The following is a 14,339-nucleotide window of genomic DNA, read 5'->3' as shown; positions in this document are numbered from 1 at the left end:
CCTAACTTTAACATTGTATCAAAAAGCACCCTAAAAATCGACAATCTTTCCCTTGAATTTTAACACTAACCTTTTTAAAATAGTGGGTATGAAAAAGAAAATGAAAGAAAGCATGAAAAATGTATTCCCACTTTCTTTTGGCGAAGAAGTGGGCAATTCAGTCAGTCATGGGGTCATGGCCCTGCTCTTATTATTCGCATTACCTTATTACGCCATACGCGCTTATCTGCAGGCAGGCGCTTTGCATGCCACAGGTATTTCCATATTCATAATTTGCATGATCTTTATGTTTTTAGGCTCCTGTCTTTATCACAGCATGCCACATGATACGACTCATAAACTAGTTTTTCGAAAATTAGATCACATTATGATTCTTTTGGCCATTGCCGGAACCTATACACCGGTATGTTTAAGCTTGATGAATAACTGGATTGGATATACGGTCTTAGCTATCGAATGGCTCATGGTTATCGCCGGTGTGCTTTTAAAATCCATCTCCAATACCAATCACAAAGTATTGTCGATGACGATCTATATGACGATGGGATGGATGGCAATCTTTATCTTACCGGCATTGATACAAAAGTGTTCCCTGCCATTCTTCTTATTAATCTTAGCTGGCGGCATACTTTATACGATCGGAACTTATTTTTACGGACATCCACAAAGAAAGTTCAATCACTTCGTATGGCACATTTTTATCATTCTGGCATCTATCTGCCACTTGATTGCGATTCTCTATTTTATGATTTAGGCACCTAACGGTGTCTTTTTCTATCCCATAAAAAAAGGGACATGAAGTCCCTAAAATAAGCGAATGATATCGTTATATGTCGCAAAAACAAATAATCCGATCAATAACACAAAGCTGGCGACAATGATATTTTCTACGATTTTTGTGTTGATCTTTCTTCTAAACAGCTTTTCTAAAAGTAAGATCAAAATACGTCCACCATCCATTGCCGGAATCGGTAAGATATTAAAGATACCGATGTTTAATGAAATCAATGCAAACAGACTTAAATACGAGCGTAATCCCATTGAAGTAGCCTGTGTTGTGACTTGGGCAATACCAACCGGCCCGGATAAATTCTGTAAGCCTTCTCCTTGAATCAGATGCGCTAAAGCACTGAATATGGCGGTACTGGAATCCAACATATCCAGCGTACCATAATAGAAACCCTGATACCAGGGAATCGGTTGTGCATATGCCTGTACCACATAACCTAAAGTATAAGTATTGGATTCTTCGTCCAGCTGTGGTGTAATAGGCACAGTTAGAGTTTGATCATCGCGTTTTACACTCAGTTCCAGATTTCCATGGTGATACTGCAGCCATTCTAAAAAATCATATTGCGTTTCTGGTTCAATGGTATCTTCGCCATCCGCCGCTTTAACGATCGTATCGCCTGGCTGTAGTCCGGCTTCCTGTGCCGGTGAACCTTCTACAACTTCATAAACTTGTGCAATAGGTTCTTCTACCACATATCCTTGTGTCATGGATAACCCGACAAATAAAACCCATGCCAAAACTACATTCATACAAACGCCGGCTACCATAACTAAAATCTGCTGCCAACGTGGTTTATGATTTAAACGCTTTTCATCCGGTACATTTTTTAACCAGTCATCTTCCTCGTCCTGTGATCCATCTTCTTCACCGGCCATCATTACATAACCACCAAAAGGAATGGCACGAATGGAAAACTGTGTTTCCTTACCTTGTCTGGCATACAACAAAGGTCCCATACCGATAGAAAACTCTTTACAAAAGACACCAAAATGTCTGGCAACCATAAAATGACCGAGTTCATGAATGAGCACGATCACGCTCAACATAAAGAAAAAGGCAATCAACCCAATAACAAACTGCATTTCATTCCTCCTACATAAAGAACGTTGAAGTGAGCACACCAAATAAAAGTACATTCATCAATAAAGAATCTACTCGATCGAGTATGCCGCCATGACCTGGCAACAACTTCGAAAAATCTTTGATATGATAAAAGCGCTTGATGGCACTAAAACAAAGATCTCCGAATTCCGCAACAACAGGGCATAAAAGACATAATAAGAATACTAAAACCACTGAAACTTGATCTAAAAAGAAGAAGGTAGGAATCCATCCTATAATAAATCCACTGATAATACCGCCTACAAAGCCTTCCCAGCTTTTTTTAGGAGATATACGCGGGTTCATCTTATGTCTGCCATAGCGTCGGCCAAAAAACCAGGCTCCCGTATCACTGCCATACGTGGCAAATACGATTGTGATTAAGTATAAATGATTTTCCTGAAGGAGTCCAATACATTGATAGATCAACGAAAAGATCACAAAGAATGAAATAGCGACAAACGCATTACCAATCGTATAAGATTCCAAAAAGATAGGCAGTCCCCAAAGATACACCAGGCACAAGATCCAATACGAAAACTGGTACGATTGCGGAATAAAACGCGAAGCAATCGTCAATACTAATAGACTAACAGGTACAAATAAAGGCCATTTGCGAAATTCAGTTTGTGTAGAAAGCCATTCGTAAAGACTTCCTGCCAAAATCAATAACGCTAAAATTTCCAGAGGAATTCCACCCGATGCTACCGGAAAGATACAAACTAATATGATCAATATTGCTGTAACGATGCGCGTTTTCATGAGGTCAATCCTCCAAAACGGCGATCTCTGGATGCAAATTTGCGAATGCAGTCATCCAGTGCCTTTTCATCAAAATCGGGCCAGGCAACCGATGTAAAAATCAATTCCGAATAAGCAATCTGCCACAACAAAAAGTTTGAGATTCGCAATTCCCCACTGGTACGAATCAAAAGATCAATCTCTTCCGGAACCATCAAATATTGCGCAAACTCTTCTTCTGTCAAATCATTTGCTCGTTTCTGCTCCAAAACATCCTGTGTATATTTCTGCACTGCCAAAAGAATCTCACGACGAGAACCATAATTGATCGCAATACAAAGCTCCAGTCCCGTATTTTCCTTTGTCTGATTTACGGCTTTTAAAATCACTTTCTGCGTTTCAACTGGGAAGCGTTCCAATTCTCCGACAAAAGTAACTCGTATGTTATTGATCATCAGATCCTTTATAAAACGATTAAAGAAAATTCCCGGCAATTTACAAAGATAGCTGACTTCTTCCTCAGGACGTTTCCAGTTTTCCGTTGAAAACGCATATAAGATCAGTTTTTCAACACCGATTTTATTCGCATGTAATGCTACAGTACGAATCGTATCAGCTCCTTGTTTATGCCCTGCCGTTCTAGGCAAGCCCTTTGCCTTGGCCCAACGACCATTTCCATCCATGATGATGGCAATCGTTTTGGGAAAACTCATATCGAACCCTCCTAAAAAAATTTGCCCAATGCACATTGGGCAATCTTATTACACGTTTAAAATTTCTTTTTTCTTTTCATCAACGATTTTTTCAATATCTTTGACAAAACGATCGGTTAATTTTTGAGATTCCTCCAAATTCGCCTTACGATCATCTTCCGTTTCTTCTTTATCTTTCTTGATCAAATCGTTTGTATCACGACGAATGTTACGAATCGCAACCTTTGCCTCTTCTCCATATTTTTGTGCTTCTTTGGCCAGTTCTTTACGACGATCTTCTGTTAAAGCCGGCACCTGAATACGAATACAGTCTGCTTCTGCCTGCGGGTTTAATCCTAAGTTAGCTGCCTGAATGGCACTGGAAATCCCTTTGATGATCTGACGATCGTATGGACGAATCACAAGCTGTGTTCCTTCTACGACCTGAATCTGTGCCATCTGGTTGATCGGTGTTGGTGATCCGTAATAATCCACCTGTACACGATCCAACATCTGCGCACTGGCACGTCCGGTACGAATCGTACGAAGATTCGATTCTAGATTTTCAATAGCGGACATCATTTTCACTTCTGCATTTTCTAAATAATCACTCATAAACTACTCCTATTTCTTTTTTGTAACAACGGTTCCCGATACTTTCTGAGTCACCGCGTTCATTATATTTCCTGGTTCGTTCATATTAAATACGACCAGATCAATATCATTATCCATACACATACTGATTGCCGTTGAATCCATGACCTGTAATCCTTTATTAAGTACATCAAGGTAGTTCAACGTATCAAAACGCTTAGCTTCCGGATTCTTCTTCGGATCGCAATCATAGACTCCATCCACGCCATTTTTAGCCATCAAGATGACATCGGCATCAATTTCACTGGCACGAAGTGCAGCTGTCGTATCCGTTGAAAAATACGGTGAACCGGTACCAGCGCCGAAAATCACGATACGTCCTTTTTCCAAATGACGAATGGCACGACGTAAAATGAACGGTTCTGCCACTTTCTGCATTTCCACAGCAGTTTGTACTCTTGTCTGTACACCTTCCTGCTCTAAAGCATTTTGAACGGCTAACGCGTTGATCACGGTTCCTAACATGCCCATGTAATCAGCCTGTACTCGATCCATACCTAAGTCTGCCATCATTTTACCGCGGATAAAGTTTCCACCACCAACAACAATGGCCAGTTCAACACCTAGGCTCTGTACTTCTTTTAATTCTTTTGCGAGATTTTTAAGCACTTCCGGATCTAAGGATTGTCCATGACCGGATAAAGCCTCCCCGCTTAGCTTTAATAATACACGTTTATACATAGATGATCTCCCCAATAATTCAATTCAATAGAATTATACACTAAGCAAAGACCAAAAGAAAGTGGAAGTCATTAGAATGACAAGAATGCGAGTTTCACAAAATATACAAAAAGATATTCATTCTAATTGAGCACATCTTTCTTAAAATCCAACATCGTGTATTCCTTTTACTAAAACTTTTTAACTGTTGAAATATTAATTACAATAACCCCAAAAATATATCATTTAAGCCAAAAACAGAGAGTCAAAATATCGTGACCCTCTATTCTTTAATAATACCCATTTTCTAAATGATATATGCTATATTGATTTCTAATGTATCTGTATCGATTGTAGAATACTTGGTCTTAATGAAGCTTCTACCCCTAATAAGTCCATAGCTTCTTCAATGCTTGAGACAACATGATTTTGAATTAAATTTTGTATATTCTTTATCGAATTTGACAAGATTCCTTCATTTTTTCCTCTTTCCCATACCGCATCGCTAAATGTACACATCCTTCTCATCTCACTTTCTACTTCCTTTTTCAATATTACCATACTTTTTCAATAGGATTTCTTTTCTTTGCTCATATTCTCTTTTCGATATAAACAAAAGCTTGAGATACTCCATCACATTCTTTTCGCCATCCAGTATCTCTTCCATCGTCTTTTCATCACTGGTATTGCCGGGGATACATCACCTGTATCTCTATCAAGTCATAAAAATCTTTAGAGTGTTTCAACTGTCCCAGTATGCACTTTTCTTCAAGCACATACTTATTGATCGTATCATTTTTATATTTCGCATGTTGTAAACAAATCCAAAGAGTAATTATTTTTTGTATGTTGTCAAAGTCATCTTCCCTGAAACCTTCCGGATCATTTCTTTGTCGTCCCACCATTCTTGCACCATAGTAAAAGGCTCGATGAAACAGATCATAGGCACCGGGATCCATTCCCTGTGGCTCAATATTGATCCACAAAAATTGATTGTTCAAAGGATTTCGAACCTTATACAACAGGTCATAACGTACCATGCTTCCGGCCACACTTTGATCTTCCACGTTTCGGCTGATCATCTTTTCATGGGGTTGTTCTTCATCCAGCAGATCCTGTATCTCTTCCAGGCTCATATCCTTACATTCTTCCAGACAGCACTGAAAAAGATAAGCCAATATCGGTTTAAACGATAGGATTTTCTTACACTGCTCGTCATACAGACGTTTCTGTTTCTGGATCACATGTTCCAGTTCATAATTTTCTACCATTTTGAATATCCTCCTTATTTCTAATATTAATTACGTAAAAACAACCAAAAAGGTATGAAAAAAAGTTATAAAAAAAGTAAGTGAGAACTAATTTATAAAACTCACTTACTTTTTTCTTAATAAATTTTATAGAGCGAAAACATGGAATAAAAGTGTTCTAAAAAACTTTAAGATTTTAATCTATGATTTTTCAGAAATCTCTTTTATCCATAAGAAAAAAACAGCCATGATTGACTGTTTTGTGTTCTATTATAAGGATCGTAATGCTTGTACTAAAGCGGTTTTATCGGTTGCCTTTTGATCCTTTTGTTTGATGACTCTGGCTGGAGTTCCGGCTACGACCACATTTTCCGGTACATCTTCTATGACAACAGCACCGGCTGCCACTACTGAACCTTTCCCGATATGTACGCCTTCGATCACAACCGCATTGGCACCGATCAATACATCGTCATCAACGATAACCGGTGTAGCACTGGCTGGTTCGACAACACCGGCCAACACAGCTCCGGCTCCGATATGACAATTCTTTCCAACCGTAGCTCGACCGCCAAGTACAGCGCCCATATCGATCATTGTATTGTCACCAATTACAGCTCCAATATTGATGATGGCCCCCATCATAATAACCGCATTGTTTCCAATTTCTACCTGATCACGAATAATAGCCCCGGGTTCAATTCTAGCTTGTATGTTCTTTAAATCCAACAAAGGAACAGCACTGTTGTGACAATCGTTTTCAATCACATAGTCCAGTTCCGGATACGAGCCCAAAACGGGTTTAATATCTTTCCAATCTCCGTAAACGATATTGCCAAAGACTCTACAATTGTTCCAGTAAATATCTTTATCACTGTTAAAGATTACTTTGACTGGTGTTTTCTTTTCGGCATTGTGTATAAAATCAATAATTTCCTGCGCTTCCATACTTCTATCCTTTCATCATATCTTCCATCGTGTACCAGCCTGCTTTTTTATCTGATACATACATAGCTGCTTTGATAACACCATTGACAAAAATTTGACGGCTGGTTGCCTGGTGGGTAAACTCCAACACTTCATCCTGCCCTAAATATAAAACAGAGTGTTCACCGGCTAAAGTTCCTCCACGAACCGCATGAATACCAATTTCTTTTTGACGGGCACCTACCATCCCAACGCGACCAAACTGATGTGTATAAGCATTTTGTGGATCGATTGCCTCTAAAAGCTGTAAGGCAGTCCCACTTGGAGCATCTTTTTTTTGATTGTGGTGTTTTTCAATAATCTCCATATCAAAATCAGCTTCTAAAAGCGGCGTGATTTCTTTGATTACCTTGGTCAAAACCGCAATCCCAATAGAATAATTGGCAGAGTAGAAAACCACATTTTGTTTGGATGCTGCTTTTAGTTTTTCTTTATCTTCATCGTTTAAACCAGTCGTACCATAAACCAGGGCAGCATGTGTTTTCTGCACATAGTCAATGACCCAATCTAAATTATCACGATGACTGAAATCAATCACCAGATCGACCGTTTGGCTCAATAAAATTTCCTTATCGGTAATATCAAAGAGTCCGACTACCTGCATTCCTTTAGCTTGGGCTGTTTGTGCCAATAAAGTTCCCATCTTTCCTTTTCCAATAATGGCTACTCGCATAAACCAGCCTCCTTAAGTGCCTTGTGTAAACGTTTCTGGTTTTCCGGCGCCATTTCACAAAGCGGCAAACGATAACCGCCCACCGACATATTCATTAAACGCATCGCCTCTTTGACCGGAATCGGATTGACTTCACAGAATAAGGCATGAATGACATCCAGATACTTTAACTGCAGCTGCAGACTTTCTTTGACTTTTCCTTCATGGAACAAAGAAACCATATCGTGTGTCTGTTTAGGCAAAATGTTACTTAAAACACTGATGACTCCACTGGCACCAATAGATAGTAAGCTGGTGATCATATCGTCATTGCCGGAATACATCGCAAAATCATCACTTAGATAACGAGCGATTGAAGTCGCATAAGAAATATTTCCACTGGCTTCTTTAATTCCGCAAATATTTGGATGCTTACTTAATACTTTGACAACTTCTTCGGAAATCGAACAACCGGTTCTTCCCGGAATGTTATAGAGGATGACCGGACAATCGACCGCATCCGCGCAAACAGTAAAATGTCGAATCATCCCTTGTGTGTTTGCCTTGTTGTAGTAGGGAGAAATCAACAATAACGCATCGGCTCCCATCTTTGAATATTTGATACTTTTTTCTAACTGTGTCTGTGTGCTGTTGGAACCGGCTCCGACGATAACCGGAATTCTTCCATTGACCTTTTCAATGGTAAAAAGAGCCACCTCATCATCTTCTTCATGCGTCATGGTCGTACTTTCTCCGGTCGTGCCCAAAACCAGAATGCCATCCGTACCATTTTTGATCTGATATTCGATTGTTTGTTCCAATCGTTTAAAATCAACGCTTTCATCTTCTTTAAACGGTGTGACCATCGCCACAATACTACCCTTAATTGGTTTCATAGACATATTCTCCTTTCGCAATGCACTGTGCATTTCCTGTCATATATACATCCCCGTTTGTATCAATATGAATTTTTAAACGCCCTTTCGGAAGCAGGACTTCCACACTATCTTTACATTTGCCTAATTGATAAGCACAAACCACACTGGCGCAGGCCCCTGTTCCACACGCTAACGTCATGCCGCATCCTCGCTCATAGGTCTGCATCTGTATATGAGTTGGATCGATACACTGGACAAAATTGACATTGGTTTGTAATGAAAACATCGGATCTTCACAAATGATCTTTCCATCCTTTCGCATCCACTCTTCATTCAATTCATCGACAAAGACAACTGTATGGATCGTACTTTGAAAAAGTGTATGTAATCGGTAGTGCCGATCTTCAATGGTGTACAAGTCATCCCAGATTCTTTTCGAGGTACCGGTAAGGCTTAGATCATCAAACTCGGGCTTGGACATATTCACCTGAAAGGTCTGATCATCTAAAACACGAATGATCTTATCACCAGCCAATGTTGTTACCACAAACTCTTTTTTATGAACGATGCCTTCATCAATACAGAACTGTGAAAAACAGCGTATCCCGTTTCCACACATCGGTGCCCGAGATCCATCCTGGTTATAATACAACATCTCCAGCGGTTCTTTTCGGACAACGATAAATCCATCGGCGCCGATCCCCGTATGTCGATCACAGCTTTGTACGATCAAATCTTGTAACAGCTCCGGATAAATTTCTTCTTCCTGTACGATGATAAAATCATTTCCACATCCATGATATTTTCTAAACGGGATCTTCATCACACACATCCCCTCTCAAAAGCTCTTGCAGCGTTTCTCGTTTTACAACCAGGCGACTGTTCCCTTCTTTGACAAAAACAACGGCCGGACGTAAATTTCGATTGTAGTTATTAAACATACTGAAACCATAAGCACCGGTCGAATAGACCATCAAAAGATCACCGCTGTCACAAGGTGGCAAGGCAATGGAATCGATCAAGATATCTCCTGATTCACAACACTTTCCGGCTACACAAACTATTTCGGTTCTCTTTTGATCCATATGATTGACAATATCGGCCTCATACTTTGCCTGATATAAGCTGGGACGAATATTATCAGACATACCGCCATCTACAAATACATATTTTTTATGTGGTGTCTTTTTGATAAAACCGACTGTATATAAAGTCGATCCCGCTTCGGCAACGATACTTCGTCCCGGTTCGATTAAGATTTTCTGAATGTTTGTATGATACAATTCCTGCATCTTCTGACAGGTTTCCAAAATCACAGAACTGAAAACGGAAATCGGAATCGGTTGATCTTCATCGGTATAATGTACGGCAAAGCCACCACCTAAATTCAAAGTATAACATAAAATACCCTTTTTCTGCATTGTATCGATTAAAGAAAACATCGTTTCGATTTCTTTGACAAAAGCTTCTTTTTCAAAGATTTGCGATCCAATATGTGCATGAAATCCATCAAAGACAATATGATTCGATTGTTTCAGTGTTTGGATCAGATCTACAATTTGCGATATCGATTCTAAATGAATGCCAAATTTGGAATCTATATTGGCCGTTTGAATATAAGCATGCGTATGGGCTTCAATACAAGGATTGATTCGTAATAAAACATGCAGAACATAATCTCTTGTTTTCATCTCTTCCACCAATAAATACGCTTCCTGTAAATTGTCGACAATAAACGTTTGAACATGATTATCCAGCGCATATTGAATCTCTTCCAAAGTCTTATTGTTGCCATGAAAATAGATGCGATCAGGTGATATACCGGCTTTTAATGCGGTAAACAGCTCTCCCATTGACACAACATCAACACTGAGTCCCTGATTTTTAACTAGACGAAGCATTTCTATACAGCTAAATGCCTTGGACGCATAAAGCACTTCGGTATCAAAGGCATCGCAGCTAAAATATTGACTATATTGCCTGCATTGATGAAGCAGTTTTTCTTCATCATATACATAGAGCGGTGTTCCATATCTTTCTTTTAATTCGGTAACCGGAACTCCGCCAATCTTTAAAACGGCATCCATACTCAAGCCCTCCTATGAAAAAAGACAGGATAGACTATCCTGTCGGTACGATCAAAATCGTGCGATAGCCCTCCTACATCCGTAGACAGTCCGATAAATATTCTTTATCGGCCCACTGTTTGTTCATGCCTGAAAAAACAGTTCGGCAAAGTTGCCCCCAAAATGGATCAAATGCCTGCCGGCTTTCCATTTTTTCATCGTCTTTGCGCCTCTATCATGAAAGAATTATACATAATATGAAAGAAAATGTAAATAGTTTTTGAAAATTTTCAAATTTTTCGATAAAATAACTCTATGTTAGAAAAAGTGAGAAAATATAGAAGGGATCTTCATCAGATTCCTGAGTTAGAACTTGTACTGCCCAAGACCAAGCAATATATCCTGCAAGCTTTAGATGGGCTGGATTGCCAGATCGAATCACCGATTGAAAGTGCTGTTGTAGCCTATTTTGACAACCAAAAGCCAATTACGATTGCATTTCGCAGTGATATGGATGCTCTTCCTGTTAAAGAGATGACAGAGGTTCCTTTTAAAAGCGGACATGAAGGATGTATGCATGCTTGTGGACATGATGGCCATATGGCCTTGTTGCTGGGATTTGCCCAGGAACTCAATACCTTTTATAAAGAGCTTTCCTGTAATGTACTGTTGATCTTTCAACCCGGAGAAGAATCACCCGGCGGTGCCAAGCTTTTGTGTCAACAAGGTATCTTAGAAAAATATAAAGTCAAAGAAATCTATGGCACACACCTTTGGCCCTTTCTTCCTGCCGGTCAGATTGCCACGATCCCGGGGCCTATGATGGCAAGAAGCAGTGAGGTAAACATCGATATTTTCGGAAAGACCAGTCATGCGGCCAAATATAAAGAAGGAATCGACGCTCTGGAAATCGGTGCCCGTTATCTTCTAGACCTCTATCAAATGGAATCCCAGATTGATCCAAAGTATGCCCGATTACTTCGCTTTGGAAGAATAGAAAGCGGAACAGTACGAAATGTAGTCAGTGATCATTGTCATTTAGAAGGTACGATGCGCTCCTTAGATGAGGATATCTACCAATATCTAAAGGAACAGCTATATAGTTGTGCAAAAGCATATCAAGAAGCTAGATTCGAGTTTTCCATCAGTGAGGGCTATCCTGTCGTATTCAATGATAAAAAGCTTGTACGAAAGGTACATACGATTCTGGATTCTCTATCGATTTTAGATACTCATGAAATGATTTCCGAGGACTTCAGCTGGTATCAACAATATGTACCGGGCGTCTTCTTCTTTTTAGGCACAGGAACAAATATTCCCCTTCACAATTCACATTTTGATTTTGATGAAGAAATCTTATTGCAGGGGATCCAGGCATATATTCAAATTGCCAAAAACGCATAAAAGAGCACATCGTGCTCTTTTATTGTGGTTTTGAATTAATGATCAATGCCATAAAGACTAGATCTTCACTTCCCGGATTCGAAATAGAATGTCCCTTTCCATCCGGACAATACAAATGTTCACCCGGTAAAAGCGTTACTTCTCTTTCCTGATTATCGTTGACAAGCGCTTTCCCTTTAAGGATATAATAATCCTCACCATTTCCGATATGTGTATGATATCCGATAGAGCATCCAGGCTTTAATGTAACCTGGGCATACATCTTGTTCATACCTTTCATTTCTTCACTGGTTAGAATGTGTTCAAAATGAACCGTACCATTCCCGTTTTGAACATTCGTTCGATCTTCTGGTGTTAACTTCAAGCTTTTTCTCCCTTCATCAATAAGACCATGACGGCCTTTTGTGCATGTAAGCGATTTTCGGCTTCTTCAAAGATTTCATCGGCATGATCCTCAAAGACTTTTTCTGTGATTTCCTGACCACGATAAGCCGGCAAACAATGTTGAACCATGGCTTGTGGCTTGGCCAATGCCATTAAATCATCATCAACCGTATAGCCCTGAAACGCCTTTTGGCGAATTTCCTTTTCTTCTTCCATTCCCATGCTGGCCCAGGTATCGGTAATCACAACATCCGCATCTTTGATGGCTTCTTTAGGCTCGGATGTCCAGCTAAATGTCGCATAGTCTTTGGCAAAATCCATCACTTTGGCATCCGGTTTATAATCAACCGGTGTTGCCACACTGACCTTCATACCGACAAGCAACCCTCCGACGATCAAAGAATTCGCCATATTATCGCCATCACCAATATAACACATTTTTAATCCTTCCAGTATTCCATAACGCTCACGAATCGTCATGAGATCAGCCAGTACCTGGCAAGGATGGCTGTAATCAGTCAAGCCATTGATGACAGGGATGCTTCCATATTTTGCCAGATCTTCTACTTCTTTTTGGTCAAAGGTTCGAATCATGATCATATCCAAATACCGGGAAAGAACACGGGCCGTATCTTGCACCGGCTCTCCTCGTCCGATCTGTAAATCACGACTTGACAAAAACAAAGGCTGTCCACCCAACTGATAAATACCGGTTTCAAAGGAAACACGTGTCCGGGTACTTGATTTTTGGAAGATCAGACCTACACTTTTGCCTTCCAGATGCCGATGTGGAATCTGATGTTTTCTTTCATATTTTAACTGATCGGCCAAATCCAAAATCTGAAGGATCTCTTCTTTGTTCAAATCTTGCATTGTAAGTAAATGTTTCATGAAAATACCTCCTGAAATGCCTGAATCACCTGATCCAGTTCTTCTTTAGAAATGATCAATGGTGGCAAAAGACGAATGGCCTGTGATCCTGCTGTTAAGACAAGTACACCCTTCTTTTGAAGTTTCTTGACAAAACCGGCTCGTTTCTTTTCATCCACAACTACCCCGATCATCAGTCCTATACCACGCACTTCTAAAATATCCGGGCTTTGTATGTTTTGTAGGGCATCCATGAAATACTGTCCTTTTTCTTTCACGCTTTCCAAAAATTCCTTTTGATTAACGATCGATAAAACCATCATAGCTGCTCTTGTACTCATTAAATTCCCACCAAATGTCGAACCATGCATGCCGGCCTGTAAGACGGTTGAACATTTTTCATTGGTCATGATGCCTCCAATCGGAAGGCCGCCGCCTAAGCCTTTAGCCATCGAAACAATATCCGGTTGAATTTCATATTGTTGATAACAGAATAAGCTTCCGGTTCGACCGATTCCGGTTTGCACTTCATCAACAGCTACCAGTACATCCTTTTGATGACAAAGTTTTGTGACTTCCTGCACGAAAGTTTTATCAAGTGGTAATACACCGCCTTCTCCCTGAATCATTTCCATCAAGACAAGGCATACAGAATCGTCCAGCTTTTGTTTGAAATCTTCAATATCATTGGTAATAACATATTCAAAGCCATCCGGAAACGGATAAAAATACTGATGAAATTTATCCTGACCGGTTGCCGTTAATGTCATCATCGTTCTTCCATGAAAAGACTGCACCAGACTTAATACTTTATATCGATGTTGTCCATAGCGATCACTGGAGTATTTACGTGCCAGCTTGATGACACCTTCATTGGCTTCTGCTCCTGAATTGGCAAAGAACACTTTTGACATTCCGGTTGATTCCACTAACTCTTTGGCTACCTGTACCATTGGTTCAGTGTAATACAGATTGGAAGTGTGCATAAGCTTTTGACTTTGATCGTGTAATGCTTCTACCAATGCCGGATGATTATGTCCCAGGCAATTGACACCGATACCGGATGTCATATCGATGTAGCTGCTTCCTTGATCATCATATAACAAACATCCTTGCCCTTTGACCAAAAATAAGTCATTGCGCGCATAGGTCTGCATCACATATTGTTTTTCCAATGTTTTTATCTCTTCTAAATTCATGATGGCCT

At 39.9% G+C, this 14,339-nt stretch carries 17 protein-coding genes and 1 riboswitch; of the genes, 2 read left to right on the top strand and 15 right to left on the bottom strand.

Annotated elements, in window-relative coordinates; genetic code table 11:
• Window positions 1-88 precede the first annotated feature (88 nt).
• The gene (gene trhA / locus ACTQX6_RS09760; protein ID WP_414601313.1) at window positions 89-754 is read left to right on the top strand and encodes a PAQR family membrane homeostasis protein TrhA; all 666 of its coding nucleotides are present in this window, start codon (window positions 89-91) and stop codon (window positions 752-754) included.
• 50 nt (window positions 755-804) lie between these two features.
• Here the strand turns inward: trhA and ACTQX6_RS09755 are convergent, their stop codons facing one another.
• From ACTQX6_RS09755 to lysA, 12 genes are all read right to left on the bottom strand, one after another.
• Window positions 805-1,875 carry a M50 family metallopeptidase gene (locus ACTQX6_RS09755; protein WP_195221929.1) on the bottom strand — a complete coding sequence of 357 codons (1,071 nt, stop codon included), beginning with the start codon at window positions 1,873-1,875 and terminating at the stop codon, window positions 805-807.
• 10 nt (window positions 1,876-1,885) lie between these two features.
• On the bottom strand, window positions 1,886-2,656 hold the full coding sequence (locus tag ACTQX6_RS09750) for a phosphatidate cytidylyltransferase (protein WP_294688872.1): 771 nt from the start codon (window positions 2,654-2,656) through the stop codon (window positions 1,886-1,888).
• Window positions 2,653-3,348 (bottom strand): isoprenyl transferase, encoded by a 696-nt coding sequence (locus tag ACTQX6_RS09745; RefSeq protein WP_117446706.1) that lies wholly within the window; start codon window positions 3,346-3,348, stop codon window positions 2,653-2,655. Before ACTQX6_RS09745 ends, ACTQX6_RS09750 begins: the two co-directional genes overlap by 4 nt.
• Window positions 3,349-3,396: 48 nt before the next feature.
• Window positions 3,397-3,942: a ribosome recycling factor gene (frr, locus tag ACTQX6_RS09740; RefSeq protein WP_022789165.1), complete on the bottom strand. Its 546-nt coding sequence runs from the start codon at window positions 3,940-3,942 to the stop codon at window positions 3,397-3,399.
• 9 nt (window positions 3,943-3,951) lie between these two features.
• Window positions 3,952-4,662 (bottom strand): UMP kinase, encoded by a 711-nt coding sequence (gene pyrH / locus ACTQX6_RS09735; RefSeq protein WP_022789166.1) that lies wholly within the window; start codon window positions 4,660-4,662, stop codon window positions 3,952-3,954.
• Window positions 4,663-4,974: 312 nt separating this feature from the next.
• Entirely contained in the window at window positions 4,975-5,202 is a 228-nt protein-coding gene (locus ACTQX6_RS09730) for a hypothetical protein (RefSeq protein ID WP_195221930.1), read from the bottom strand.
• Between the two features lie 116 nt (window positions 5,203-5,318).
• A complete protein-coding gene (locus tag ACTQX6_RS09725; protein ID WP_294688870.1) occupies window positions 5,319-5,912 on the bottom strand; it encodes a hypothetical protein in 594 nt (197 codons plus the stop codon).
• A gap of 249 nt (window positions 5,913-6,161) precedes the next feature.
• Entirely contained in the window at window positions 6,162-6,839 is a 678-nt protein-coding gene (gene dapD / locus ACTQX6_RS09720) for a 2,3,4,5-tetrahydropyridine-2,6-dicarboxylate N-acetyltransferase (RefSeq protein WP_294688868.1), read from the bottom strand.
• A gap of 4 nt (window positions 6,840-6,843) precedes the next feature.
• Entirely contained in the window at window positions 6,844-7,551 is a 708-nt protein-coding gene (gene dapB / locus ACTQX6_RS09715) for a 4-hydroxy-tetrahydrodipicolinate reductase (RefSeq protein ID WP_294688866.1), read from the bottom strand.
• Complete coding sequence (gene dapA / locus ACTQX6_RS09710) at window positions 7,542-8,426, bottom strand: 4-hydroxy-tetrahydrodipicolinate synthase (protein ID WP_117446711.1); 885 nt, start codon at window positions 8,424-8,426, stop codon at window positions 7,542-7,544. The genes dapB and dapA overlap by 10 nt, the downstream gene beginning before the upstream one ends.
• Window positions 8,413-9,231, bottom strand: a complete 819-nt coding sequence (dapF, locus tag ACTQX6_RS09705) for a diaminopimelate epimerase (protein ID WP_195222775.1) — start codon at window positions 9,229-9,231, stop codon at window positions 8,413-8,415. Before dapF ends, dapA begins: the two co-directional genes overlap by 14 nt.
• A complete protein-coding gene (gene lysA, locus ACTQX6_RS09700; protein WP_294688865.1) occupies window positions 9,215-10,495 on the bottom strand; it encodes a diaminopimelate decarboxylase in 1,281 nt (426 codons plus the stop codon). Before lysA ends, dapF begins: the two co-directional genes overlap by 17 nt.
• 57 nt (window positions 10,496-10,552) lie before the next feature.
• Window positions 10,553-10,717: riboswitch (Lysine riboswitch) on the bottom strand.
• Window positions 10,718-10,789: 72 nt separating this feature from the next.
• On the opposite strand from lysA, the gene ACTQX6_RS09695 reads away from it, so the two are divergent.
• A complete protein-coding gene (locus tag ACTQX6_RS09695) occupies window positions 10,790-11,878 on the top strand; it encodes a M20 metallopeptidase family protein (protein ID WP_294688863.1) in 1,089 nt (362 codons plus the stop codon).
• 19 nt (window positions 11,879-11,897) lie between these two features.
• Here the strand turns inward: ACTQX6_RS09695 and ACTQX6_RS09690 are convergent, their stop codons facing one another.
• The 3 genes from ACTQX6_RS09690 to ACTQX6_RS09680 are packed head-to-tail and all read right to left on the bottom strand — an operon-like array spanning window position 11,898 to window position 14,331.
• Window positions 11,898-12,242 (bottom strand): cupin domain-containing protein, encoded by a 345-nt coding sequence (locus ACTQX6_RS09690; RefSeq protein ID WP_117446715.1) that lies wholly within the window; start codon window positions 12,240-12,242, stop codon window positions 11,898-11,900.
• Window positions 12,239-13,153, bottom strand: coding sequence for an ornithine carbamoyltransferase (gene argF, locus ACTQX6_RS09685; protein WP_294688862.1), 915 nt, complete (start codon window positions 13,151-13,153; stop codon window positions 12,239-12,241). The genes ACTQX6_RS09690 and argF overlap by 4 nt, the downstream gene beginning before the upstream one ends.
• Window positions 13,150-14,331 (bottom strand): aspartate aminotransferase family protein, encoded by a 1,182-nt coding sequence (locus tag ACTQX6_RS09680; RefSeq protein ID WP_294688860.1) that lies wholly within the window; start codon window positions 14,329-14,331, stop codon window positions 13,150-13,152. Before ACTQX6_RS09680 ends, argF begins: the two co-directional genes overlap by 4 nt.
• Between the last annotated feature and the right edge of the window lie 8 nt (window positions 14,332-14,339).

It is taken from the genome of Faecalicoccus sp. LCP19S3_E2 (assembly GCF_052121255.1).
Taxonomy (GTDB): domain Bacteria; phylum Bacillota_I; class Bacilli_A; order Erysipelotrichales; family Erysipelotrichaceae; genus Faecalicoccus.
This window is presented reverse-complemented; position numbering and strand designations above follow the sequence as displayed.